This window comes from Streptomyces sp. NBC_00210, assembly GCF_045160975.1.
Classification (GTDB): domain Bacteria; phylum Actinomycetota; class Actinomycetes; order Streptomycetales; family Streptomycetaceae; genus Streptomyces.
This window is the reverse complement of record NZ_CP108120.1, coordinates 2,538,962-2,563,060: the sequence shown is the minus strand read 5'-3', so window position 1 is coordinate 2,563,060 and position 24,099 is coordinate 2,538,962. Positions and strand designations below refer to the sequence as shown.

Sequence of the window (24,099 nt, the reverse complement as noted above, 5' to 3'; positions counted from 1 at the left end):
TTTCTTGGTCGGATCCGTAGCCTCGATGCATGACCGTTTTGGACGAGACCACCAGCGAGGCCGACGGCGAGGCCACCAGCGAAGCCATCAGTGAGCCGACGGATGCGCGCGGACGTGTGGCCGAGCTGCACGCCCTGCGTGAGGAGGCCCGTCGTGGGCCGAGTGAGCGGGCGACCGAGGCGCAGCACGCCAAGGGCAAGCTGACCGCTCGCGAACGCATCGCGCTGCTGCTGGACGAGGGTTCGTTCAAGGAGGTCGAGCAGCTGCGCAGGCACCGGGCCAGCGGCTTCGGCCTGGAGGCCAAGAAGCCGTACACCGACGGTGTCATCACCGGGTGGGGCACGGTCGAGGGCCGCACGGTCTTTGTGTACGCGCACGACTTCCGGATCTTCGGCGGTGCGCTGGGCGAGGCCCACGCCACCAAGATCCACAAGATCATGGACATGGCCATCTCGGCCGGTGCGCCGCTGGTCTCGCTGAACGACGGCGCGGGCGCCCGTATCCAGGAGGGCGTCTCGGCCCTCGCCGGGTACGGCGGCATCTTCCAGCGCAACACCCGCGCCTCCGGTGTCATCCCGCAGATCTCCGTGATGCTCGGCCCGTGCGCGGGCGGTGCGGCGTACTCGCCGGCGCTGACCGACTTCGTCTTCATGGTCCGCGAGACCTCGCAGATGTTCATCACCGGACCGGACGTCGTCAAGGCGGTCACCGGCGAGGAGATCACGCAGAACGGGCTCGGCGGCGCGGACGTCCACGCGGAGACCTCGGGTGTCGCGCACTTCGCGTACGACGACGAGGAGACCTGCATCGCGGAGGTCCGCTACCTGCTGTCGATGCTGCCGTCCAACAACCGCGAGAACCCGCCCTCCGTCTCGGCCGAGGACCCCGCGGACCGACGCTCCGACATGCTCCTCGACCTGGTCCCCGCGGACGGGAACCGCCCGTACGACATGCACAAGGTCATCGAGGAGCTCGTCGACGAGGGCGACTACCTCGAGATCCACGAGCGCTGGGCCCGCAACATCATCTGCGCGCTCGCCCGTCTCGACGGCCAGGTGGTGGGCATCGTCGCCAACCAGCCGCAGTCCCTGGCCGGTGTTCTGGACATCGAAGCCTCCGAGAAGGCAGCGCGCTTCGTACAGATGTGCGATGCTTTCAATATCCCCATCATCACTCTTCTGGACGTACCCGGCTTCCTGCCCGGCGTCGACCAGGAGCATGGTGGGATCATCCGGCACGGCGCGAAGCTGCTGTACGCGTACTGCAACGCGACAGTGCCGAGGATCTCGCTGATCCTGCGCAAGGCGTACGGCGGTGCGTACATCGTCATGGACTCCCAGTCCATCGGTGCGGACCTCACCTACGCCTGGCCGACCAACGAGATCGCGGTGATGGGCGCCGAAGGTGCCGCCAATGTCATCTTCCGCAGGCAGATCGCGGAGGCCGAGGACCCCGAGGCGATGCGCGTGCGCATGGTCAAGGAGTACAAGGCCGAGCTGATGCACCCCTACTACGCCGCGGAGCGCGGCCTGGTCGACGACGTCATCGACCCTGCCGAGACACGCGAGGTGCTGATCGCATCTCTCGCCATGCTCCGTACCAAGCACGCCGACCTGCCGTCGCGCAAGCACGGCAACCCCCCGCAGTAACCCTGCGAAGACTGGAGCCTTTGAGCCATGAGCACTCCTGCCGAGTTCTCCTCCGTGCTGCGCGTCGAGAAGGGTCACGCCGACCCTGAGGAGCTGGCCGCGATCACCGCGGTGCTGCTCGCCCGCGCCGCGTCCCAGCCCGACCCGTCCGCTGCGCACCGCGGCCGCTCCACGGCCGGCTGGCGCCGCCTGGAGCGCCAGCGCGGCTTCCGCACGGCCCACAGCTGGCAGGGCTGACCCAGCCTCGCGCCCGACGAAAGGCCCCCGTACTCATCGCGAGTACGGGGGCCCTTCGGGTTCAGGCGGGTCCGGTCCTGCCGCGCCTGCTGTGCAGCAGCAGACCGACGAGCATCGCGGCGCCGCCGATGACGTCACCGTCAAACGCTTCCTCTCGCTCGGCATGATGCTCAACGACATGGCCGCGATGGACCTTTGGAATCTCGAGGAGCCCTGGGCGAAGGCATGTGTGACCTCGCTGCCCGTGGAGAGCTGGTCCAGCTGATCCGCCGGGCGTAGGGGGAGTACCGGTACCGGTCTGGGGGCTTGCCCCCAGTTACTCCGCACACGCGGGAAGCCCCCGCAACTCCCATAGGAGTGCGGGGGCTTCCGCAGAGACATGCGACCGCGGTACCGGCTACCGCAGGCGAGCCATCAGGGCGTGTTCGACCAGCGTGATCAGCGCACTCTTCGCGTCCGCACGGTGGCGCGCGTCCGTCGTGATGATCGGGGTGTCGGGGCCGATCTGCAGCGCCTCGCGCACTTCCTCGGGGTTGTAGGGCTGGTGCCCGTCGAAGCCGTTGAGTGCGATGACGAACGGCAGACCGCTGTTCTCGAAGTAGTCGACCGCCGGGAAGCAGTCGGCAAGACGCCGGGTGTCGACGAGGACGACCGCGCCGATGGCGCCGCGGACCAGGTCGTCCCACATGAACCAGAACCGGTCCTGGCCGGGCGTACCGAACAGGTACAGGATCAGGTCCTGGTCCAGGGTGATACGGCCGAAGTCCATGGCCACCGTCGTGGTGGTCTTGTCGCCGGTGTGCGTCAGGTCGTCGATGCCCGCCGACGCAGACGTCATCACGGCCTCGGTACGCAGCGGGTTGATCTCCGAGACGGCGCCGACGAACGTGGTCTTGCCCACGCCGAAGCCGCCCGCCACCACGATCTTCGCGCTGGTGGTTGAGCGGGCTGCACCGCCGCTAGAGCTTGCGAAGTCCACTGAGCACCCTTTCGAGCAGTGTCACGGCTGGCTGGCCGCCGGCGGACTCGTCGCCGCCGGGCTGGTGAATGGCGACAAGTCCGGCCTCCGCCAGGTCGGCGACGAGGATCCGGGCAACGCCGAGGGGAATGGTGAGAAGCGCCGAGATCTCCGCGACCGACTTGATCTCGATGCACAGCCGGCAGATCCGCTGGTGCTCGGGCAACTGCCCTTGCAGCCTGGACGGATCGGCCGTGGTGGAAACCAGCGCCTCGATGGCGAGCTGGTAGCGCGGCCGGGTCCGGCCGCCGGTCATGGCGTACGGGCGCACCAAGGGGTTGTGCGCCGCGGGAGCGGCCTCCGGCGCCCGACGCGGCTGCACCGGCGAAATGCGCGGCGGCGGCTGGTCGTACCCAGGGCCGTACGGCGACTGCGGCTGCTGGTAGGGCTGCTGGGCGCCCTGTCTGCTCGGCGTGGAGGGAAAGTTGAAGCGGTTCTGAGAGGGATCACCCGGCGTTTGGTGACCACTGTCGTAAGGGCGTCCGCCCGGGGGTGTTGCCACGTTTCCTCCTCCGACTGCCGGTCGCCGGTCCATGTCCCTGTGGAGCCGCGCCACCGCACCCTACGATGCGGTGGCGTGAAACGCACTGTCTGCCTGTTAGTTGAGAAGACTGCCCTGGAGCTCTGCACGGAGGTCCGGGGTCAGGACGCTGCCTGCCCGGTCCACCAGCAGAGCCATCTCGTAACCCACCAGGCCGATGTCGGCCTCCGGGTGCGCGAGAACGGCCAGCGAGGAGCCGTCAGAGATGGACATGATGAAGAGGAAGCCGCGCTCCATCTCCACAACAGTCTGGTTGACCGCGCCGCCTTCGAAAATCCTGGACGCACCCGCGGTCAGCGAGGTCAGCCCGGAGGCAACCGCCGCCAGCTGATCGGCTCGGTCCCTCGGGAAACCTTCGGACATCGCCAGCAGGAGTCCGTCGGCGGAGACCACCACGGTGTGGGACACCCCAGGGGTGTTGTCCACGAAGTTGGTGATCAACCAGTTCAGATTCTGCGCCGCCTGGCTCATCGGGCTCACACTAACGCTCCTGGTTGTAGGTACTGCCCGGGCCGAAGCCCGATCCGTTCGTGTCCGTTCCCGCGCTGCGTCCCTGCTGGACGCCGCGACGCAGGTTGCTCAACCTGCCACGTACGTCCTCAGGGGCGCGGGAGACCTGGGGGCCGCCCTGCGGCGTCGACTCCGCCGTGCCTTCGACCAGATTGGCCTTGGGCACCCGCCGCGGAAGGCCCGACGAGGTGACCCCGCCCGCCTTCGGCTCGCGGAGCTTCTCGGCACGCTGCCAGCGCTCGTCGTTGGTCGAGCGCCAGTCCTCGGAGCCGGCGCCATTGCCGGCTGCCTCGACCTGAGCGCTCTGCGGAGCTTTCTGGGCCTGCTCGGCGGGCTGCTGCCACTGCTGCTGGGCCTGCTGCGGCTGCTGGTTGCTGCCGCGCCGCGGCAGACCGGAGTTGGTCAGCTCGTGGCTGCTGCTCGGAGTGGGCCCCGGACGGTCGAAGCCTACGCGCTCGGGGGCGTTCGCGGGAGCGCCGGGGGAAGATTCCGATTCCGCTCGGTATTCCGGCTCGAAGCCACCCTGGTACGTACCTTGATCCGGCCACTCTGCCTGGTGGGACTGCGTGTCGTACTGGCCGTCGTACTGCGGCTCGGACCCCTGCGAAGCCTGGTAATTGGCTTCCGCATATGCACCGGCTTGGTGCTCCTGGGGCTCCTGCTGCTCCGGGTAACCAGTGGGCTGCCCGTAGCCGTCGAAGCCGTCGTACGACTGCTGCTGGTCCTGTCCGGCGTACCCCTGGTCCTGTCCGGCGTACCCCTGGTCCTGTCCGGCGTACCCCTGGTCCTGGCCCGCGTACCCCTGGTCCTGGAACTCCTGGCCGTACTCGGGGGCGTACTGCTGCTCCTGGGCCGCGTACTCCGTCTCGTCCCGGTAGAGCGGGCGCTCTGTGCCGTGTGCCTGCGCCTCAAGCGCCGCACGGCGCTCCTCGCGCATCAGCGAACGGCCCACCGGGTCGAGCTGCGCAGAGCCGTCCGAGGCGTCCTCGTAGCGCGAGTCGTCGAAGCCGAGCTCCGCGGCCGTACGCATCGGCGGTGTCTGGACCGGGGCGGGCTCGAACGACTGCTGCTCCGGAATGATCTGGGAGACCGTGAAGTCGTCCTCGGGCAGTGCCTCGCCACCGCCGCCGTGCGTGATGGCGTCGGGCAGCATGACCAGCGAGGTGGTGCCGGCCTGCTCGCCCGAGGGGCGCAGCTGGACGCGGACGCCGTGCCGGTCGGCGAGGCGGCCGACCACGAACAGGCCCATGCGCTGCGAGACGGCGGCGTCCACCGTCGGCGGGTTGGCCAGCTTGTGGTTGATGTCGGCGAAGTCCTCGGCGGTCAGGCCGATGCCCTTGTCGTGGATCTCGATCATGACCCGGCCGTCGGGCAGCCTGGTGGCCGTCACCCGGACCTTCGTCTGCGGCGAGGAGAACGTCGTGGCGTTCTCCAGCAGCTCGGCGAGCAGGTGCACAAGGTCGGTCACGGCCTGGCCGTGGATGTCCGTCTCGGGGACACCGGTCAGCTCGATGCGCTCGTACGACTCCACCTCGGAGGAGGCGGCACGGAGCACGTCGACCAGCGGCACCGGCTGGTTCCAGCGGCGGCCCGGCTCCTCACCGGCGAGGACCAGAAGGTTCTCGCCGTTGCGGCGCATACGGGTCGCGAGGTGGTCCAGCTTGAAGAGGTTCTCCAGCTGGTCCGGGTCGGCCTCGTTGTTCTCCAGGTCGGTGATCAGGGTCAGCTGGCCCTCGATCAGCGACTGGTTGCGGCGCGAGAGGTTGGTGAAGATCGCGTTGACGTTGCCACGGAGCATGGCCTGCTCGGCGGCGAGCCGCACGGCCTCGCGGTGGACCTGGTCGAAGGCCCGGGCGACCTCGCCGATCTCGTCCTGGCTGTCGATCGGGATCGGCTGCACGCGGGTGTCGACGCGGCCCGGCTCCGTACGCGAAAGCTGGTCGACCAGCATCGGCAGGCGCTGCTCGGCGATGCCGAAGGCGGCGGTGCGCAGCTGGCGCATCGAGCGGCTCATCTGGCGGGCCATGAGGCCGGCCAGGATGAACGCGACGAGCAGGGCGACCACGACGATGGCGCCGTTGACGATGGCGTCGCGCTTGGCGTCGTCGGAGATCTGGGCGGCCTCGGTCACGGCCTTGTCGACGAGGTCGGTCTCGGCCTCGGTGTAGCCGTCGAACTTGGCGGTGGTGGCGCCCATCCAGGTCTGGGGCGTGACGTCGAGCCGCTTCAGCTGCTTGGGGTCGAGCCCCTCACCGATCTTGGCGGCCATGCCCGTGAGGACCGAGTTGTCGGTGCCGCGCGGCGGGTCGAGGTTGGCGGCCTTCAGCCGCTTCTCGCCCTCGGCGGCCTTGGTCGCCATGATCTGCTTGAGGTTGTCCGTGTCCGCCTGGGTACCGCCGGAGACGTACTCGCCGATCGCGATCTGCTCGAGGTAGTTGTACGAGTTGAAGGCCACCCTCTGCCGGGCGAGGATCGCCTCGTTCTCGCTCGGGCGGATCAGCAGGTGCATACCAATGGAGCGCTGGAGCGACTGGGCGGCCTTGGCGAGCTGGATGGCGTACACCGTACGGCCGTAGCTCGTGATGTTGCCGGTGCCGAGGCCGAGCTCGTTGGAGAACTCCATCAGCGAGTGCTGGACCTTGACGTAGCTCTCTTCGGTACCGACCGCCCCGTTGGGCTTGGACTCGATGCCTTTGGTGTACGCGATCCTGCGGAGCTCGGCGAGGGTGGGCTCCTCGCCGCGGAAGAGGCTCAGACGGCGCTCCAGTCCCTGCTTCTGGGGCATGTTCTGGACGGCCTGGTCGAACTTCTTCTTGGCGTCGTCCGTGGTGGCGTACGCCTTGGTGACGACGGGGTTCTCGCGGTCCGTCGGGCTGGCGGCGGTGAGCAGCGGCGCCGCGGTGAGGTCGCGCTCGTTGAGCAGCGCCTGACCGTACTCGGAGGCGGCACGCACGATCAGCGCGGTCTTCTCCGCGTCCTGTGCCTCGTTCCACGTGTCGATGGAGGACTTCACCTGGAAGCCGCCCATGACCAGGCCGACGAGCACGGGTATGAGGAGGATCGCGTTCAGACGGGTGGGCACCCGCCAGTTGCGCGGGGACAGCCGGCTGGTGCTTCCGGCGGCCGGGGACGGACCGGGCGCATCCGCAGGCGACGCCGCTGTGCGCGGCGGCGGGGTGAAGTTGCCCCGCGCCTGCTGCCCTGCGGAGCTCGTGATGCTTCGCCTCACTCGACCAACAACCTCTCGGCGTCGGCACCTACGTTGTGCCGTGTTTCGTTCAGAGCTCTACTACTCGGGAGTTCGTCGAATTCCAGCATGTCGAGCGGCCCCCTTCCAAACAGTTGGAATCAGCCATTCCGAGTGCGAAGGCCGTGGATAAAACGGGCATAAAGAGCAAGCCCCGTCAAATGGCGGGGCAAATATCAGCGCAGTGACACCGGCCGTATGCACCGGGTGTTCGGACCACGTTAATTCTCTGTCGAAACGTTATGAACACGCGGGCGGGCCGTGTCAAAGGACACGGCCCGCCCGCGCATAAGTACGACAACTGCGGTATGCCCGCGTCTACTTGAGCCGTGCCATCAGGGCGTGCTCGACCAGCGTGATCAGCGCACTCTTCGCATCCGCACGGTGACGCGCGTCCGTCGTGATGATCGGAGCGTCGGGGCCGATCTGCAGCGCCTCGCGCACTTCCTCGGGGTTGTAGGGCTGGTGCCCGTCGAAGCCGTTGAGTGCGATGACGAACGGCAGACCGCTGTTCTCGAAGTAGTCGACCGCCGGGAAGCAGTCGGCAAGACGCCGGGTGTCGACCAGCACGACCGCGCCGATGGCGCCGCGGACCAGGTCGTCCCACATGAACCAGAACCGGTCCTGGCCGGGCGTACCGAACAGGTACAGGATCAGGTCCTGGTCCAGCGTGATACGGCCGAAGTCCATGGCCACCGTCGTGGTGGTCTTGTCGCCGGTGTGCGTCAGGTCGTCGATGCCCGCCGACGCAGACGTCATGACAGCCTCGGTACGCAGCGGGTTGATCTCCGAGACGGCGCCGACGAACGTGGTCTTGCCCACGCCGAAGCCGCCCGCCACCACGATCTTCGCGCTGGTGGTTGAGCGGGCTGCACCGCCGCTAGAGCTTGCGAAGTCCACTGAGCACCCTTTCGAGCAGTGTCACATCCGGCGTGCCGCCGGCCTCTCCGTTGCCCGGCTGATGGATCGCCACCATGCCCGCCTCCGCCAGGTCGGCCACCAGGATCCGGGCGACCCCGAGCGGCATCGACAGCAGCGCCGACACCTCGGCCACGGACTTGACCTCACGGCACAGGTGACAGATCCGCTGGTGCTCGGGGAGCAGTGTCCCGAGGTGCGCCGGGTCGGCCGTGGTGCTGACCAGCGCCTCGATGGCGAGCTGGTAGCGCGGCCGGGTCCGGCCGCCGGTCATGGCGTACGGACGGACCAGCGGCTGGTCGCCCTCGAGTCCGTACGACGCGTCGACTGAGGCGCCGTACGGATCGTGAGAGGCGGGTGGCGGGGTCATGAATCCTCCGGGCGTGACAGCAAGTGGTCTGCGTGCCGTCTGAGTGGGCCGGTGGGGGGCCGTTCGGCGACCTGACGGTTACTGTGCGGTGGCGGGTAACTGGTGCGCCCCCGTGGGGAAGGCGCTTTCAGTGCAACAGGCTTCCCTGGAGCTCGGCGCGCAGGTCCGGCGTGAGGACACTGCCCGCGCGGTCCACCAGGAGTGCCATCTCGTAGCCCACCAGGCCGATGTCGCACTCGGGGTGTGCGAGCACTGCCAGCGATGAGCCGTCGGAGACGGACATCAAGAACAGAAAACCGCGCTCCATCTCGACCACGGTCTGGGCGACCGGACCGCCTTCGAAGATACGGGAGGCCCCCGCTGTCAGCGAGGTCAGCCCGGATGCCACGGCGGCCAGCTGGTCGGCGCGGTCGCGGGGGAATCCTTCGGACATTGCCAGCAGAAGACCGTCGGCGGAGACCACTACCGTGTGGGACACCCCAGGGGTGTTGTCCACAAAGTTGGTGATCAACCAGTTCAGATTCTGCGCCGCCTGGCTCATCGGGCTCAACTAACGCTCCTGCTGGTGAGTGGGGCCGAGGTTGAAGCTGCCCGTCGTCGAGCCGTTTTGCTCACGGCCCTGCTGAATGCCCCGACGGAGATTGGTCAGCCGGCCGCGCACGTCATCCGGCGCACGCGAGACCTGCGGACCTGACTGGTGGTTCTGCTCCTGCGCGGTGCCCGGCACAAGGTTGGCGCGCGGGACCCGGCGGGGCAGACCGGAGGTGGTGACGCCGCCGGCCGCGGGCTTTCTGACCCGCTCGGCCTGACGTACCAACTCGTCATTGGGCGAAGTGCGCCAAGTGGCACCGTTCGCGTTGGACGCATTGCCCGGGGTCGCCGGGGTCTGCGCGGGGGAGCGCTGCGGCATCGGCGGAACCGGACGGTCCGACGACTGCTGCGGGACGGCGGGCGGCTGGGACGGCGGCTGCTGCGCCGACTGCCCGTTCTGCCCACCGTGGAACCAGTTCGTCTCCAGCGTGTCATACAAAGGTGTACGGCCGTCGCCGGGTCCCGCCGGCGGCAGTGCCTCCGGCTGCGGCTGCGGCGGCAGTGCGTTCGAGGGACGGCGCGGGGCCGGCGGCTGCGGCGGGTTGTAGTCCGGCCGTGCGAACTGCGCCGTGGACGCCGGGTCCTGGGAGGGCGCTGCCGGGCGGGCGAACTGGCCGTTGGACGAGGGGTCCGGGGAGCCGTACACATCGGGGCGTACGAACTGGCCGGTGGCACCCGGACGCGAGCCGGAGCCCGCGCGGGGCTGCGGTCCGTTGAAGTCCGGCCGTGCGAACTCCGCCGTCGAACCGGAGCCGCGCATGCTGTCGCTGTCCTCGTGGCCGCGCGGCGCGTCCGCGGCCGGCCGCTGCGGGGCGGCCGACTGCTCATTGCCCCAGCTGGTGGTCTGCGGCCGCTGGGGGCGCTGCGGCTCCTCGCGGCGCGGGTTGCCACCGGGCAGCTCGGCGCGCGGGCCACCGGAGGGCGGCAGCTGGCGGCCGCGGTCGCCCGGGGCGCCCGGCTGGAAGCCGCTCTGCTGTGCCTCGTTGCGGGAAGGAGCGTTCTGCGCGCCACGGCCGCCGGCCGAGCCGAAGGCACCGGCCAGACCGCCGCCCTGACCCTGGCCGGCGTGGCGCGGAGCCCCGTCCCGGCCCGGAAGTGCGGCACGCGCACCGGAGCCCGCGCCGACCTGGCCGCGCGGCGCACCTGCGCCGAGCCGCCCGCCCGAGGGAGCACCGCCGAGACCGGCGCCGGACCCGCCGCCGAGACCGGGACGGTTGCCGCCGCCGGACCCGCCGGGGCCGCCGTTCGGACGTCCGCCGCCAAGTCCCGCGGGACCGCCCTGCCCCGGGGGCACGGCGCCCTGGCCGCCCGCACCGGGCATGCCGGCCGACGGCTTCTTGCCGCCGTGGGCGACATCGACGGGGAGCATGACCAGCGCGGTCGTACCGCCGGAGTCGGAGGGGCGCAGCTGGATGCGGATGCCGTGTCGCAGGGACAGGCGGCCGACCACGAACAGACCCATGCGGCGCGAGACCGAGACGTCCACGGTGGGCGGCGACGCCAGCCGCTCGTTGATCGCGGCGAGGTCCTCGGGGGAGAGGCCGATGCCGGTGTCGTGGATCTCGACCAGGACGCGGCCGTCGGGCAGCGCGTGACCGGTGACGCGGACCTTGGTCTGCGGCGAGGAGAACGACGTCGCGTTCTCCAGCAGCTCGGCGAGGAGGTGCACAAGGTCGTTGACGACGCGGCCGGCGACCTCGGTCGTGGGGACCGCGGCCAGTTCGATGCGCTCGTACTGCTCCACCTCGGAGGCGGCGGCACGGAGCACGTCGACCAGCGGAACCGGGCGGGTCCACCGGCGGCCCGGCTCCTCGCCCGCGAGGACGAGAAGGTTCTCGCCGTTCCGGCGCATACGGGTCGCCAGGTGGTCCAGCTTGAAGAGGGAGGACAGCTGGTCCGGGTCGGCCTCGCGGGACTCCAGCTCGGAGATGAGCGAGAGCTGACGCTGGATGAGGCCCTGGCTGCGGCGCGAGAGGTTGGTGAACATCGCGTTGACGTTGCCTCGCAGCAGGGCCTGCTCGGCGGCGAGGCGGACCGCCTCGCGGTGCACGTCGTCGAAGGCCGCGGCCACCTGGCCGATCTCGTCCTTGGAGTGGACACCGACCGACTCGACGGAGGTGTCGACGTCCTGCGGGTCCGACTCGGAGAGCTGCTTGACCAGCTCGGGCAGACGGTCCTGGGCGACCCTGGTCGCGGTGTCCTGCAGTCGGCGCAGCGAGCGGATCATGGAGCGGGCCACGACGAAGGCGCCGACGAGCGAGACACCGAGGACGACCAGGATCAGCGCACCGTTGATGATCGCGTCACGCTGCGACTGGTCGCGCAGTTCACGGGCCTTGCCCTCCATCTGGCCGAGCAGGGTGGCCTCGATGGTCTTCATGGCGTTGATGCGGACCGAGTAGTCGTCGGTCCAGTCGAGGTGCGAGCGCTTCTCCTGGGAGCCAAGCCCGTTCTTGTTGTCCAGCGAACGCTTGGCGTATTCCTCGGCCGCCGTGATGGTCGGGTTGCCGCTGTCGAGCGGGGCGGTCAGCTCGGTGGCAGAGCCGCCCGTGGACTCGTAGATCGACTTGAACGCCGTGAGCTCGGTCTCGCCGTTGTCGCGGGCGGCCTTGCCGTAGAGCCGGTCGTTCTCGCTCAGGCCGGGGCCGTCCTCCGAGCCGCCGCCCGGCAGCGCGGCGGCGATGATCGCGCGCTGTACGGAGGCGTACTCCTTCGCGGAGGAGAACGCCGCCAGCGCACGAGTCCGCTTGATCATCTCCGGGTTGCTGGTCGCCTGAGCCATGTCCTGCGAGAGGCTCAGCAGGGACTCGATCAGCCGGTGGTAGCCCTCCACCGTCAGGGAGTTGCTGCGGGATCCCGAGGGGTCCTGGGCGTATGCGTCCTTGCGGATGGTGCTGAGCCTGTTGACCTGGACGGCGATCTGGTTCGCGTTGGCGCGGATGGACTCCAGCGCCTCGTCGTTGTCCGAGTTGGGGATGTCACGGGTGGCCTCGAGGAAGGCCTTCCTGGCCCGGTCGGTTGCCGCCCGGGGACCGGTGACCTTGAAGTCCGTCTCGGGCTTGGCACCGTTGGACAGCGGACCGGCAGACAGGTCCCGCTCCGACTGGAGCGCCTGTGCCAGCTCGGTCGCCTGCTTGGTCATCTTGGTGAGCAGCTGCATGTGATCCAGCTGCCGCATGTCGTCCATGGAGTCGTTGATGCGGAGTCCGCCCAACGTGGTCGCTGCGACGACCGGCAGGGTCAGCAGGGAGACCAGACGCGTGCTGATGCGCCAGTTGCGCAGCGCTATTCGCGACCCCGGGTCCGTGGGCCCCTTCGACTTCGGCGGGGCGCCGGGCCCGTCGCCACCGGGTGCCGCCGCGCCGGGGCGCGCGGCACGCTCGCCGCTGTCGCCGGGCGCCGTCGGCCCCTGGTTGTGGGTGTGCTGGGGCGAGGAGCCGCGGTCGGTCCCGCCGCGCGGCTCCTGTTCCGCCGCAGCGCTGCCATCCCTCTTGAAACGTCCCTGCACTAGCGTCGCAACCTCTGGACCAGGCGTCCCTCCGCTTGCACAGCGGGACGGTGTCGGCGTCGTGGGGCGAAGAACGCGCCCCAGTGGTGGTCGTGAGTGACCGGCGCTGCTCCCCCTTCCCCGCCGCCACTCGGCGCTGCGTTGCGCCTAATTGCGCGCCGGCCTGAAACCGCGGCGGTGCGTGGAATTCCAGCACAGTGCAGGATCTCCAACAAGAGCCGTGTACCGGGCTGTGACCTGGATGACACGGTGTGAGCGTCGCGTCACAAGACGTAGAAACGGTTCACGGAGGAAACGGACTTTTCCTCTCGAGTTACTTAGGTGCGGAGGGTGTCCCAGTCGCCATGATCAGGAGCGGAATGCTGCCTTCAGTAGCGCAATGTCCGTTTTCGTAGGGATGGTTGGCTGTCGGAAATGACCGAATTGGCCATCAAGTCGTGAGGAAACTCACACATAGATCGGCGTCTCTCTCAGGCTTCCCCGGGGAATTTGATGTTTAGCCTGTCGCTTTACAGTGATGGGAAATCCGTCAACCGCGCTCGCCGCAGCGCCCGTAGCCCGACAAGGTCTGAAGCCACAGATGAAGACGATGATGTTCCGCAACATAGCCAACCCCCGGCGCACCACGCTCGCGCACCTGACGGACGCCGACGAGTTGCAGACGCCGGAGCAGCAGGAGCACACGCTCGATCTTCCCACCCAGACGGCCAACCCCCGCCGCACGATCCTCGTGGATGCTCCCACTTCCTGAGGCTCGGTTCTCCCCCAGACTTCGTCCGGGGGACCCCCATGTTCCTCACGACCTCCGCGCTCCCCCAGCTACCGCTGGGAGGTGCCCCCATCCCTTTCGGCAGCCACGCGCCCCTTCGGCTCACTCGCCGAAGGCGGTGCCCGGCCGCGTTAGCCTGGAGCGTCAGACTCCAGCCAGCGCAATCAGTAGCAGAGGGGCACCCGCATCCCGTGCGCATCGCCAGGTTCTCCATCGACGGCAATGTCGCCTTCGGCGCGGTCGAGGGCAGCAGCCCCGACGAGCTCGTCCTCGACATCATCAAGGGCATCCCGTTCGCGGACTTCGAGCTCTCCGGTACGAAGGTCCCCCTGAGCAAGGTACGGCTGCTGCCGCCCGTGCTTCCCAACAAGGTCGTGGCCTTCGGCCGCAACTACGCGGAACACGCGGCGGAACTGGGCAACGAGGTCCCCGACGCACCGTTCGCCTTCTTCAAGCCGTCCACCTCGGTGATCGGCCCCGGAGACCCCATCGCGTACCCCTCCTTCTCGAATGAGCTGCACCACGAGGCCGAACTGGCCGTGGTCATCGGCCGGATGTGCCGCGAGGTCCCGCGCGAGCGGGTCAAGGACGTCATCCTCGGCTACACCTGCGCAAACGACGTCACGGCGCGGGATGTCCAAAGGCGCGAGAAGCAGTGGGCCAGGGCCAAGGGCTTCGACAGCTCCTGCCCGCTCGGCCCCTGGGTGGAGACCGACCTCGACCCGAGCGACCTGACCATCCAGTGCACGGTCAACGGTGAACAACGCCAGCTCGGCCGCACGAGCCAGATGATCCACTCCATCGAGGACCTGATCGTCAACATCACCGAGGCCATGACGCTGCTCCCGGGCGACGTTGTCCTGACCGGCACCCCGGCCGGGGTCGGCCCCCTCAACGTCGGCGACGAGGTCGCCGTCACCATTCAAGGCATCGGCACTCTCACCAACAAGGTGATCAAGCGTGACTAACGGATCCGTCCGCGTACGTTTCTGTCCCTCGCCGACCGGCAACCCGCACGTGGGTCTGGTCCGCACCGCCCTGTTCAACTGGGCCTTCGCCCGGCACAACGGCGGCACCATGGTCTTCCGCATCGAAGACACCGACGCGGCGCGCGACTCCGAGGAGTCGTACAACCAGCTGCTCGACTCGATGCGCTGGCTCGGCCTGGACTGGGACGAGGGCCCCGAGGCCGGCGGCCCGCACGCCCCCTACCGCCAGTCGCAGCGGATGGACATCTACAAGGACGTCGCCGAGAAGCTGATGGCCGGCGGGTATGCGTACGAGTGCTTCTGCACCGCCGTCGAGCTCGAGGCCCGCCGCGACGCCGCGCGCCTTGCCGGCAAGCCCTCGGGCTACGACGGCACGTGCCGCAACCTCTCCGCCGAGCGCATCGCGCGCTACAAGGAGGAGGGCCGCCCGGCCATCGTCCGCTTCAAGATGCCCGACGAGCCGATCACCTTCAACGACCTGGTCCGCGGCGAGCTGACCTTCACCCCGGACAACGTCCCGGACTACGGCATCGTGCGCGCCAACGGCGCACCGCTGTACACGCTCGTCAATCCGGTCGACGACGCGCTGATGGAGATCACGCACGTACTGCGCGGAGAGGACCTGCTGTCCTCCACGCCGCGCCAGATCGCGCTCTACAAGGCGCTGATCGAGCTGGGCGTCGCCAAGGAGATCCCGGAGTTCGGGCATCTGCCGTACGTCATGGGCGAGGGCAACAAGAAGCTCTCCAAGCGCGACCCGCAGGCGTCCCTGAACCTGTACCGCGAGCGGGGCTTCCTCCCTGAGGGCCTGCTGAACTACCTGTCGCTGCTCGGCTGGTCCTTCTCCGCCGACCAGGACATCTTCTCGGTCGCCGAGCTGGTCGAGAAGTTCGACATCGCGGACGTCAATGCCAACCCGGCCCGCTTCGACCTCAAGAAGGCCGAGGCGATCAATGCCGACCACATCCGCCGGCTGGATGTGAAGGCCTTCACCGAGGCGTGCCGTCCCTGGCTGCAGGCCCCGCACGCCAACTGGGCCCCGGAGCAGTTCGACGAAGCCGCCTGGCGGGCGATCGCCCCGTACGCCCAGACCCGGCTGACCGTCCTCTCGGACATCACCGCCAACGTCGACTTCCTCTTCCTGGACGCCCCGGTCGAGGACGAGGCGTCTTGGGCGAAGGCGATGAGGGAGGGCTCGGACGCGCTGCTGCGTACGGCCCGCGAGAAGCTGGAGTCGGCGGACTGGTCCAGCGCGGAGTCGCTGAAGAACGCGGTCCTGGCGGCGGGCGAGGAACACGGCCTGAAGCTGGGCAAGGCGCAGGCTCCGGTCCGCGTCGCGGTCACCGGCCGCACGGTGGGTCTGCCGCTCTTCGAGTCGCTGGAGATCCTGGGCAAGGAGCGGACGCTGTCGCGGATCGACGCGGCACTGGCGAAGCTGGCGGCGTAGGACCCGCCCGGCCGGGGTTCGGGCCCGCGGTTCCGTCGGGGGACCAACCGCCAACCCCCGGCCGGGAGCCGCGCCCGGGGTACGGTCGGATCACGGGCATTCGCGCGGTCCTGTGGGACATCGACGCTGTGTTCATCGGGGGACAACCCCCGAACCCCCGGCCGGGAGCCGCGCCCGGGGTGCGGTCGGATCACGGGCATTCGCGCGGTCCTGTGGGACATCGACGCTGTGTTCATCGGGGGACAACCCCCGAACCCCCGGCCGGGAGCCGCGCCCGGGGTACGGTCGGATCATGGGTATCCGCGCGGTCCTGTGGGACATCGATGACACGATCTTCGACTACGCCCGCGCCGACCGCACCGGTATGCAGCAGCACCTTGAGTCCGAGGGCCTGGTCGACGGATACGCCTCCGTCGACCAGGCCCTCGGCCATTGGCGCAAGATCACCGATCAGCACTGGGCGCGCTTCTCCGCCGGCGAGACCGACTGGCCGGGGCAGCGCCGCGACCGCGTGCGGTCCTTCGTCGGACGTCAGCTGAGCGACGACGACGCCGACGCCTGGTTCGACCGGTACATCGTCCACTACGAGGCCGCCTGGTCGCTCTTCCCCGACGCCGTCCCCGCCCTGGACCTGCTCGCCGCCGACTACCGCCACGCGGTTCTCTCCAACTCCTCCCTCCACAACCAGGAGCGGAAGCTGCGCATCCTAGGCGTGCGCGACCGGTTCGAGGCCGTCCTGTGCGCCGCCGAGCTGGGTGTGTCCAAGCCCGAGGCCGCGGCATTCCACGCCGCCTGCGAGGCACTCGGACTGCCGCCCGAGGAGGTGGCGTACGTGGGTGATCAGCCGGACATCGACGCCCGCGGAGCCGTGGACGCGGGTCTGGCCGGAATCTGGCTGGACCGCACCGGTCTCGGCGGGCGTCCCGAGCTCATTCGGATCACCGGTCTCGACCAGCTCCCTGGCCTGCTGCGCGGGGAATCCCGTTTTGGAGCGCCGGACACCTTCAGGTAATGTTCTTCCTGCGCCGCCCGAGAGGGCCGAGAGGTCCGGCCGGAGAGCGCAAGCCAAACAAACCCCCTCCGGGGGGTTGAGTTTTGGTGGGCTATGGTGTAATTGGCAGCACGACTGATTCTGGTTCAGTTAGTCTAGGTTCGAGTCCTGGTAGCCCAGCTCGCAGAATTGATCTTCTGCAAAGCCCCCGTTGTGTAGCGGCCTAGCACGCTGCCCTCTCAAGGCAGTAGCGCCGGTTCGAATCCGGTCGGGGGTACAGATCCTTCCCGCGAGATCATCAGGGTCGCACCCGATGGCATCGATGCAGGATCGCTAGGGCCCCCGTTGTGTAGCGGCCTAGCACGCCGCCCTCTCAAGGCGGTAGCGCCGGTTCGAATCCGGTCGGGGGTACTGGTCTAAACCACCATGGCCTATGGTGTAATTGGCAACACTACGGTTTCTGGTACCGTCATTCTAGGTTCGAGTCCTGGTAGGCCAGCTCGCGGAGCTCATCCGCAAGGCCCCCGTTGTGTAGCGGCCTAGCACGCCGCCCTCTCAAGGCGGTAGCGCCGGTTCGAATCCGGTCGGGGGTACGCATCGAAGAAGCCCTCCGCGACATCGCGGAGGGCTTCTTCGCGTCTGCGCGCTTCCTCCCGTCTTCCTCCGGGGCCCGCAGCGGCGGATACTCCGCGCATGGATGCTGTCGGCGCGGAACCTCTCGTACGGACCGCGGAGTTACGCATCACACGCATCCGCCGACCGCCGGGGCTGAGGATCGAGGGCGTGGTGGACGTCCACGCGCACCGCCATCTGAGCGGCGCGCTCGAAGTGATCCGGTCGGTAGACGGCGATCTCCAACTGGAGCTCTCGGGTCTGGAGTTCCTCGACCTCGGCGGACTGCGGATACTGATCGGCTTCGCCGGTACGCGAAACCCGGGCCACCACGTGGAGTTGACCGGGCTCGCCCCTCATCTGCGCAATGTGATCGCGCTCGTCGGCTGGGACGAGACACCCGGTCTGCTTCTGGGGGACCACAGTGTCAACTGACCGGGTCTGCCAGGGGTTTGCCCACTACGCCTGTCTGTACGGAGACGAAGAGGAATTCCTGGCGATGGCCGTGCCGTTCGCCGAGGAGGGACTTGCCGCGGGGGAGTCGGTGCTGGCCGCGACGACACCCGAGAACATCCAGCTGCTGCGGGACGCGCTCGGGGCACGGGCGCACGCCCTCGACACCGCGGACACCGGGTACTTCGGCCGGCGTCCGGTGGACCGCGTCGCCGCGTTTCTGCGGTACTGGGAGGACTGCCGCGCTCCCGGGCGCCCGGTGCGGATGATCGCCGAGCCGGTCTGGGCGGGGAAGTGCGCCCGCCAGATCGCCGAGTTGAAGCGGATGGAGTCCGGGTTCAATGTGCTGCTCGCGCACATGGACGCGCGGCTGATCTGCCTGTACGACACCAGGGTCGTGCCTGGCCATGTGGTGGACGCGGCCTGGGCCACGCATCCGAGGCATGTGGTGGGTGACCTGGTGCTGCCGTGCGGCACGTACACGGACCCGGAGTCCTATGCGGCGGCCGGCGAGTCCCCGCTGCCACCCCCGCCGTCGGGCGCGGTGCTCCTGGAACCCCCGGCGTCGCCGGCGGCGGTACGGCGCTTCGCGCGGCTGCGGGCCGAGGCGGCGGGCCTGGCGGACGAGCGGGTCGCACAGGCCGAGACGCTGACCAACGAGGCGCTGACCTGGCTGCTGGCGCAGGGAGCGGCGGATGTGGAGGTGCGGAGCTGGGAGGAGCCGGGGGCTCTTGTGTGGGACGTGCTGGGCCGGGGGCTCCAGACGGTCCTGCCGGGACGCTTCGCGGGCTTCGCACCGCCGGGGCGGCTGGCGGACCCGCATGACGGGCTGTGGCTGCTGCGGAGCCTGTGCGAATCGGTGGAGATCCGTGCGGAGGGCGAGGGCGAGGGCGGTTTGCGGTTACGGCTTCGGTGCCCGGGGGCGCGGGTGCGCGACTTGCCCTGAGCACGGTGGGACGCCTGCGGCGGGCATGCTCCCCACCCCGCCCTCCCCCCAGACTCTGTCCGGGGGGACCCCCGGACGGGCTGAAATTCAGCCCCTCCGGCGATTGAGGAGCGGGGGGTCTGGGGGCGGAGCCCCCGGTTCGGTCAGCCGGAGCGGCGCAGCGCCTCGCTCAGGCGGGCCGCCGCGTCGATGACCGCCTGGGCGTGCATACGCCCCGGGTGGCGGGTCAGGCGCTCGATCGGGCCGGAGACCGAGACCGCCGCCACCACGCGGTTGGACGGGCCCCGCACCGGCGCGGAGACGGACGCGACGCCCGGCTCGCGCTCGCCGATCGACTGGGCCCAGCCCCGGCGCCGTACGCCGGACAGGGCCGTCGCCGTGAAGCGCGCCCCCTGCAGGCCGCGGTGCAGCCGCTCCGGCTCCTCCCAGGCCATCAGGATCTGGGCCGATGAACCCGCCTTCATGGTGAGCGTGGAGCCGACCGGCACGGTGTCCCGCAGTCCGGACAGCCGTTCCGCCGCGGCCACGCAGATGCGCATGTCTCCCTGGCGGCGGTAGAGCTGCGCGCTCTCGCCCGTCACGTCGCGCAGGTGGGTGAGCACCGGCCCCGCCGTGGCCAGGAGCCGGTCCTCGCCCGCCGCCGCGGCGAGCTCGGACAGCCGCGGGCCCAGGATGAACCGGCCCTGCATGTCCCTCGCCACCATCCGGTGGTGTTCCAGTGCCACGGCAAGGCGATGTGCCGTGGGTCGTGCAAGCCCTGTCGCCGCGACCAGCCCGGCGAGGGTGGCCGGACCGGACTCCAGAGCGCTCAGTACCAGAGCTGCCTTGTCGAGAACGCCGACGCCGCTAGAGTTGTCCATGCAACGATATTCACGTCTCACACTGTGAAACGCAAGTTCAAATTTCCCGGGAACTTGCGACGCTGTAGTGGCGGCCCGCGGACCAACGGGTTCCGCACAAGATCTCTAGTTGCGTCGGCAGGACAGCCGGCCGGAGGGAAAGCGATGGGTAGGACACTCGCGGAGAAGGTCTGGGACGACCATGTCGTCCGGCGCGCAGAGGGCGAGCCCGACCTCCTCTTCATCGATCTGCACCTGCTGCACGAGGTGACCAGCCCCCAGGCCTTCGACGGGCTCCGTCAGAACGGCCGCCAGGTGCGCAGGCTCGACCTCACCATCGCGACCGAGGATCACAACACCCCGACCGTCGACATCGACAAGCCGATTGCGGACCCGGTTTCCCGTGCCCAGTTGGAGACGCTGCGCAAGAACTGTGCCGACTTCGGCGTACGGCTGCACCCGCTGGGCGATGTCGAGCAGGGCGTCGTCCATGTCGTGGGCCCCCAGCTGGGTCTGACCCAGCCCGGCACCACGGTGGTCTGCGGCGACTCGCACACCTCCACCCACGGCGCTTTCGGCGCGCTGGCGTTCGGCATCGGCACCTCCCAGGTGGAGCATGTGCTGGCGACCCAGACGCTGCCGCTGGCCCGGCCCAAGACCATGGCCATCACGGTCGAGGGCGAACTGCCCGACGGCGTCACCGCCAAGGACCTGATCCTGGCCATCATTGCCCGGATCGGCACCGGCGGCGGCCAGGGCTACATCCTGGAGTACCGCGGCTCGGCCATCGAGAAGCTCTCGATGGAGGCCCGGATGACCATCTGCAACATGTCGATCGAGGCCGGCGCCCGGGCGGGCATGATCGCCCCCGACCAGACCACCTTCGAGTATCTGCGGGGCCGCGACCACGCCCCCGAGGGCGCGGACTGGGACGCCGCCGTCGAGTACTGGCAGACGCTGCGTACCGACGACGACGCGGTCTTCGACGCCGAGGTGTTCATCGACGCCTCCGAACTGTCGCCGTTCGTCACCTGGGGCACCAACCCCGGCCAGGGTGCGCCCCTGTCGGCCGACGTCCCCGACCCGGCTTCGTACGAGGACGCTTCGGAGCGTCACGCCGCCGAAAAGGCCCTGGAATACATGGGGTTGAGCGCCGGACAGCGGCTGCGCGACATCAAGGTCGACACCGTCTTCGTAGGCTCCTGCACCAACGGTCGTATCGAGGACCTGCGCTCGGCCGCGGCCATCCTGGAGGGCCGCAAAGTCGCCGACGGCGTACGGATGCTGGTGGTCCCCGGCTCCGTACGGGTCGCGCTGCAGGCCGTCGAGGAGGGCCTGAACACGGTCTTCACCGACGCCGGCGCCGAATGGCGGCACGCGGGCTGCTCGATGTGCCTGGGTATGAACCCCGACCAACTGGCGCCCGGCGAGCGCTCCGCGTCCACCTCCAACCGCAACTTCGAGGGCAGGCAGGGCAAGGGCGGCCGCACCCATCTGGTCTCGCCGCAGGTTGCCGCCGCGACCGCGGTGCTGGGCCATCTGGCCTCGCCCGCCGACCTGTCCGACGCCCGCACCCCCGTGGAGGCCTGAGAACCATGGAAGCTTTCACCACGCACACCGGCCGGGCCGTCCCGCTGCGCCGCAGCAACGTCGACACCGACCAGATCATCCCGGCCCACTGGCTGAAGAAGGTCACCCGCGACGGCTTCGAGGACGGGCTCTTCGAGGCCTGGCGCAAGGACGCCTCCTTCGTTCTCAACCAGCCGGAGCGCCACGGCGCCACCGTGCTGGTCGCGGGCCCCGACTTCGGCACCGGCTCCTCCCGCGAGCACGCGGTGTGGGCCCTGCAGAACTACGGATTCAAGGCCGTCGTCTCGTCCCGGTTCGCGGACATCTTCCGGGGCAACTCGCTCAAGAACGGCCTGCTGACAGTGGTTCTGGAGCAGAAGGTCGTCGACGCGCTCTGGGAGCTGACCGAGGCCGACCCGAGCGCCGAAATCACCGTGGACTTGGAGAAGCGTCAAGTTCTGGCCGAAGGAATCACGGCCGACTTCGAGCTTGACGAGAACGCCCGCTGGCGGCTGCTGAACGGTCTGGACGACATCAGCCTCACCCTTCAGAACGAAGCGGACATCGCGGCTTACGAGGCCACTCGTCCGAGCTTCAAGCCCCGCACAATTGAGGCCTGAGCAGCACTTTTCCCGTACTGCGCCCCCCACCCTGCGGTGGGGGGCGCAGTCGCTTGTTGAGACCCTGTCGGGCGACAACTCGCCCCAGATGGCACAATCGGTGCATGGAACGCGACAGCCAACTCGAGCTCTACGAGGCAGTCGCGGCCCGATTGAAGGAAGCGCACGCAAGGGTGCGCGCACTGCAAGTCCCGGAGGGCGTAAGGATGGCGCTGTCCCGGAAGCTGCTGGTCGTCACGGCAGCGGCGAAGCACGATCTCCCGGATGCGGCAAGGCGTCTGGACCGCTTGATGAAGGACCTCGACGAGGGCCGATTCCCTGAAGGCGACTGACCACCCGGACTTCCGCGAACGCCGACTTTGGTCGACTTCGTTGCGGCACTAGGGTGATTAGCCCGTTTCGTGTTTGATTTGCGGTATATATCTGCCTAACGTGCGAAAAAGCCTGGACGCATTCGTTCCGGCAATGTCTCCGAAGGGGAAGACGTGAACAAGGCGCAGCTCGTAGAAGCGATTGCCGACAAGGTCGGCGGCCGTCAGCAGGCCGCGGACGCTGTCGACGCGGTACTTGACGCGATCGTCCGCGCAGTTGTCGGCGGAGACCGGGTTTCGGTCACCGGCTTCGGCTCGTTCGAGAAGGTAGACCGTCCTGCTCGTTACGCACGCAACCCGCAGACGGGTGAGCGCGTGCGGGTCAAGAAGACCTCGGTTCCGCGGTTCCGTGCGGGTCAGGGCTTCAAGGACCTGGTGAGCGGCTCGAAGAAGCTCCCCCGCGGTGGTGAGGTCGCCGTCAAGAAGGCTCCGAAGGGCAGCCTCTCCGGCGGCGTTTCCCGCACCACCGTCAAGAAGGCCGCGGCGAAGAAGACCACCGCCAAGAGGGCGGTGGCCAAGAAGACCGTGGCGAAGAAGACGGTGGCGAAGAAGGCCGCTGCCAAGAAGACGGTGGCCAAGAAGACCGCCGCCAAGAAGGCGACTGCGAAGAAGGCCACTCCGGCCAAGAAGGCCACCGCCAAGAAGGCGGCGGCCAAGAAGACCGCGCCGGCCAAGAAGGCCACCGCCAAGAAGGCGCCGGCCAAGAAGGCCACGGCGCGCAAGACCGCCGCGAAGAAGGCCGCCGCCAGGAGGAAGTAAGCGGCACAAGGCACACAGCCACTCACGCGCCGGGCCGGGCTCCCCCTGGGGAGCCCGGCCCGCGGCGCGTTTCAGAGGGTCTGCAGCGTCACCAGGGTGATACGGCGGGCGTCGCCCTCGCCCTCGGTCTCGATACGGACCCGCTGGCCCGGCCTGAGCAGCCGCAGGCCGCCGGCGTCGAAGGCCGCGGCGTCGAACGCCACCGGGGTGCCGTCGTCGAGCAGCACGCTCCCGCTGCGGGTCTCGGAGTCGTAGGTGTACGAGGTCGCCTGCATGCCTGCCACCTTAAGGCGTCTCCAGAGTGCGGGCGCCGGCCTGGCCGTCCGGCGCTTGGGCGCCGGCCGCCCAGCGCTCCGCGGTCCGCGGGCCCACGCCCAGGGCGAGCGCGGCCGCCAGATCGTCCCCGGTGTCCACGTCCTGGCGTACCGAATCCACTCCGCCGAGCAGGATTTCCGCGGCCCCCGACGCCAAATGCCGGCGCCGGGAGCGGCCGCCGAAAGCGGGGCGCAATTCCACCCCGGGTGCCGCCGAGAGCAATGTGGTACCGATTCCTGCCGCATCCGTCAGAAATGCCCGGGGAAATACCGAAGCCCGCGCAAGCACCCGCGCCAATTCCGCGGGACGCAATGCGGGCAGATCGGCGTTGAGCGCCGCGACCGCCGCGTCGGGCCGCCGCTCCCGCACCGCCTCAGCCCCGTGTGACAGCGCCGCGTTGAGTCCCGCGGCCGGGGAGTCCGGCACGATCCGCGCCCCCAGCGCCGCGAGCTCGGCCGCGGCCGCCGGGTCGTCCGTGACGACTGCCACATCCCGTACGGCCGGGCAGGCCAGCGCCGCGACCACCGTGTCCTGCGCGAAAGCGAGCGCGAGATGCGGCCGCAGAGTGTCGTCCGCGGCCCTGGCGAGCCTGCTCTTCGCCAGTACGAGGGGCTTCAGCGGCACGACCAGGGACCAGTGGTCCATCGCGTCGGTGTTCGTGGCGAGCTCTCCGTCCATGCACATCGGGCCCCATTGTGTCCCGGGCCCGCGAAGATCCGGCGGTCTTGGCCGGGAGCCGGGGCGTACGGTGTTCTCGACAGACCAGGGGCCTGGGGCGACACTTGACCCCCAGCAGCCGGGCGGCAGCCCGGCAATAGAGGAAGGTGTCC

General features: G+C 69.2%; 24 protein-coding genes and 5 tRNA genes. 18 read left to right on the top strand and 11 right to left on the bottom strand.

Annotated features, from left to right (window positions below; translation table 11 throughout):
• Positions 1-29 precede the first annotated feature (29 nt).
• The 3 genes from OG729_RS11465 to OG729_RS11455 all read left to right on the top strand — a co-directional run bounded on the left by OG729_RS11465 (position 30) and on the right by OG729_RS11455 (position 2,151).
• Entirely contained in the window at positions 30-1,649 is a 1,620-nt protein-coding gene (locus OG729_RS11465) for an acyl-CoA carboxylase subunit beta (RefSeq protein WP_360877604.1), read from the top strand.
• A gap of 27 nt (positions 1,650-1,676) precedes the next feature.
• Positions 1,677-1,886: an acyl-CoA carboxylase subunit epsilon gene (locus tag OG729_RS11460; protein ID WP_360877601.1), complete on the top strand. Its 210-nt coding sequence runs from the start codon at positions 1,677-1,679 to the stop codon at positions 1,884-1,886.
• 91 nt (positions 1,887-1,977) lie between these two features.
• Entirely contained in the window at positions 1,978-2,151 is a 174-nt protein-coding gene (locus tag OG729_RS11455; protein WP_405805836.1) for a hypothetical protein, read from the top strand.
• A gap of 132 nt (positions 2,152-2,283) precedes the next feature.
• On the opposite strand, the gene OG729_RS11450 is transcribed toward OG729_RS11455, so the two are convergent.
• From OG729_RS11450 to OG729_RS11415, 8 genes are all read right to left on the bottom strand, one after another.
• Positions 2,284-2,865, bottom strand: a complete 582-nt coding sequence (locus OG729_RS11450) for an ATP/GTP-binding protein (protein ID WP_050791473.1) — start codon at positions 2,863-2,865, stop codon at positions 2,284-2,286.
• The gene (locus tag OG729_RS11445) at positions 2,846-3,406 is read right to left on the bottom strand and encodes a DUF742 domain-containing protein (RefSeq protein WP_360877594.1); all 561 of its coding nucleotides are present in this window, start codon (positions 3,404-3,406) and stop codon (positions 2,846-2,848) included. The genes OG729_RS11450 and OG729_RS11445 overlap by 20 nt, the downstream gene beginning before the upstream one ends.
• A gap of 96 nt (positions 3,407-3,502) precedes the next feature.
• Positions 3,503-3,916, bottom strand: a complete 414-nt coding sequence (locus tag OG729_RS11440; protein ID WP_005311461.1) for a roadblock/LC7 domain-containing protein — start codon at positions 3,914-3,916, stop codon at positions 3,503-3,505.
• A 10-nt stretch (positions 3,917-3,926) separates the two neighbouring features.
• Positions 3,927-7,184 (bottom strand): nitrate- and nitrite sensing domain-containing protein, encoded by a 3,258-nt coding sequence (locus OG729_RS11435; RefSeq protein ID WP_405805834.1) that lies wholly within the window; start codon positions 7,182-7,184, stop codon positions 3,927-3,929.
• A gap of 336 nt (positions 7,185-7,520) precedes the next feature.
• Complete coding sequence (locus OG729_RS11430; RefSeq protein WP_137993156.1) at positions 7,521-8,102, bottom strand: ATP/GTP-binding protein; 582 nt, start codon at positions 8,100-8,102, stop codon at positions 7,521-7,523.
• A complete protein-coding gene (locus OG729_RS11425) occupies positions 8,083-8,490 on the bottom strand; it encodes a DUF742 domain-containing protein (protein WP_360877586.1) in 408 nt (135 codons plus the stop codon). The genes OG729_RS11430 and OG729_RS11425 overlap by 20 nt, the downstream gene beginning before the upstream one ends.
• Positions 8,491-8,617: 127 nt before the next feature.
• Entirely contained in the window at positions 8,618-9,031 is a 414-nt protein-coding gene (locus OG729_RS11420; RefSeq protein WP_030496942.1) for a roadblock/LC7 domain-containing protein, read from the bottom strand.
• A 9-nt stretch (positions 9,032-9,040) separates the two neighbouring features.
• Entirely contained in the window at positions 9,041-12,589 is a 3,549-nt protein-coding gene (locus OG729_RS11415) for a nitrate- and nitrite sensing domain-containing protein (RefSeq protein ID WP_405805833.1), read from the bottom strand.
• Positions 12,590-13,169: 580 nt separating this feature from the next.
• On the opposite strand from OG729_RS11415, the gene OG729_RS11410 reads away from it, so the two are divergent.
• From OG729_RS11410 to OG729_RS11360, 11 genes are all read left to right on the top strand, one after another.
• Positions 13,170-13,340, top strand: coding sequence for a hypothetical protein (locus OG729_RS11410; protein ID WP_360877580.1), 171 nt, complete (start codon positions 13,170-13,172; stop codon positions 13,338-13,340).
• A gap of 209 nt (positions 13,341-13,549) precedes the next feature.
• On the top strand, positions 13,550-14,326 hold the full coding sequence (locus OG729_RS11405) for a fumarylacetoacetate hydrolase family protein (protein WP_360877577.1): 777 nt from the start codon (positions 13,550-13,552) through the stop codon (positions 14,324-14,326).
• On the top strand, positions 14,319-15,794 hold the full coding sequence (gltX, locus tag OG729_RS11400; protein ID WP_405805831.1) for a glutamate--tRNA ligase: 1,476 nt from the start codon (positions 14,319-14,321) through the stop codon (positions 15,792-15,794). Before OG729_RS11405 ends, gltX begins: the two co-directional genes overlap by 8 nt.
• A gap of 292 nt (positions 15,795-16,086) precedes the next feature.
• Positions 16,087-16,806: an HAD family hydrolase gene (locus OG729_RS11395; protein WP_360877571.1), complete on the top strand. Its 720-nt coding sequence runs from the start codon at positions 16,087-16,089 to the stop codon at positions 16,804-16,806.
• Between the two features lie 87 nt (positions 16,807-16,893).
• Positions 16,894-16,965: transfer RNA gene (locus OG729_RS11390), tRNA-Gln, on the top strand.
• A 24-nt stretch (positions 16,966-16,989) separates the two neighbouring features.
• Positions 16,990-17,062: transfer RNA gene (locus OG729_RS11385), tRNA-Glu, on the top strand.
• A gap of 61 nt (positions 17,063-17,123) precedes the next feature.
• Positions 17,124-17,196 (top strand) — tRNA-Glu (locus OG729_RS11380).
• A gap of 16 nt (positions 17,197-17,212) precedes the next feature.
• Positions 17,213-17,284 (top strand) — tRNA-Gln (locus tag OG729_RS11375).
• Positions 17,285-17,305: 21 nt separating this feature from the next.
• A tRNA-Glu gene (locus tag OG729_RS11370) sits at positions 17,306-17,378 on the top strand.
• 100 nt (positions 17,379-17,478) lie between these two features.
• Positions 17,479-17,832: an STAS domain-containing protein gene (locus OG729_RS11365; RefSeq protein WP_405805829.1), complete on the top strand. Its 354-nt coding sequence runs from the start codon at positions 17,479-17,481 to the stop codon at positions 17,830-17,832.
• A complete protein-coding gene (locus OG729_RS11360; protein ID WP_405805828.1) occupies positions 17,822-18,796 on the top strand; it encodes an anti-sigma factor RsbA family regulatory protein in 975 nt (324 codons plus the stop codon). Before OG729_RS11365 ends, OG729_RS11360 begins: the two co-directional genes overlap by 11 nt.
• Before the next feature lie 143 nt (positions 18,797-18,939).
• Here the strand turns inward: OG729_RS11360 and ndgR are convergent, their stop codons facing one another.
• Positions 18,940-19,656: an IclR family transcriptional regulator NdgR gene (gene ndgR, locus OG729_RS11355; protein WP_147988306.1), complete on the bottom strand. Its 717-nt coding sequence runs from the start codon at positions 19,654-19,656 to the stop codon at positions 18,940-18,942.
• A 144-nt stretch (positions 19,657-19,800) separates the two neighbouring features.
• On the opposite strand from ndgR, the gene leuC reads away from it, so the two are divergent.
• The 4 genes from leuC to OG729_RS11335 all read left to right on the top strand — a co-directional run bounded on the left by leuC (position 19,801) and on the right by OG729_RS11335 (position 22,954).
• The gene (gene leuC, locus OG729_RS11350) at positions 19,801-21,225 is read left to right on the top strand and encodes a 3-isopropylmalate dehydratase large subunit (protein ID WP_360877560.1); all 1,425 of its coding nucleotides are present in this window, start codon (positions 19,801-19,803) and stop codon (positions 21,223-21,225) included.
• A gap of 5 nt (positions 21,226-21,230) precedes the next feature.
• Complete coding sequence (leuD, locus tag OG729_RS11345) at positions 21,231-21,824, top strand: 3-isopropylmalate dehydratase small subunit (RefSeq protein WP_405805826.1); 594 nt, start codon at positions 21,231-21,233, stop codon at positions 21,822-21,824.
• A 104-nt stretch (positions 21,825-21,928) separates the two neighbouring features.
• Complete coding sequence (locus OG729_RS11340) at positions 21,929-22,156, top strand: hypothetical protein (protein WP_360877554.1); 228 nt, start codon at positions 21,929-21,931, stop codon at positions 22,154-22,156.
• Positions 22,157-22,309: 153 nt separating this feature from the next.
• Positions 22,310-22,954: an HU family DNA-binding protein gene (locus OG729_RS11335; RefSeq protein WP_360877551.1), complete on the top strand. Its 645-nt coding sequence runs from the start codon at positions 22,310-22,312 to the stop codon at positions 22,952-22,954.
• Between the two features lie 71 nt (positions 22,955-23,025).
• Here OG729_RS11335 and OG729_RS11330 read toward each other — a convergent pair whose 3' ends face one another.
• Positions 23,026-23,229 carry a hypothetical protein gene (locus OG729_RS11330; protein WP_360877548.1) on the bottom strand — a complete coding sequence of 68 codons (204 nt, stop codon included), beginning with the start codon at positions 23,227-23,229 and terminating at the stop codon, positions 23,026-23,028.
• 10 nt (positions 23,230-23,239) lie between these two features.
• Positions 23,240-23,953 carry a 2-phospho-L-lactate guanylyltransferase gene (gene cofC, locus OG729_RS11325; protein ID WP_360877545.1) on the bottom strand — a complete coding sequence of 238 codons (714 nt, stop codon included), beginning with the start codon at positions 23,951-23,953 and terminating at the stop codon, positions 23,240-23,242.
• Positions 23,954-24,099 lie beyond the last annotated feature (146 nt).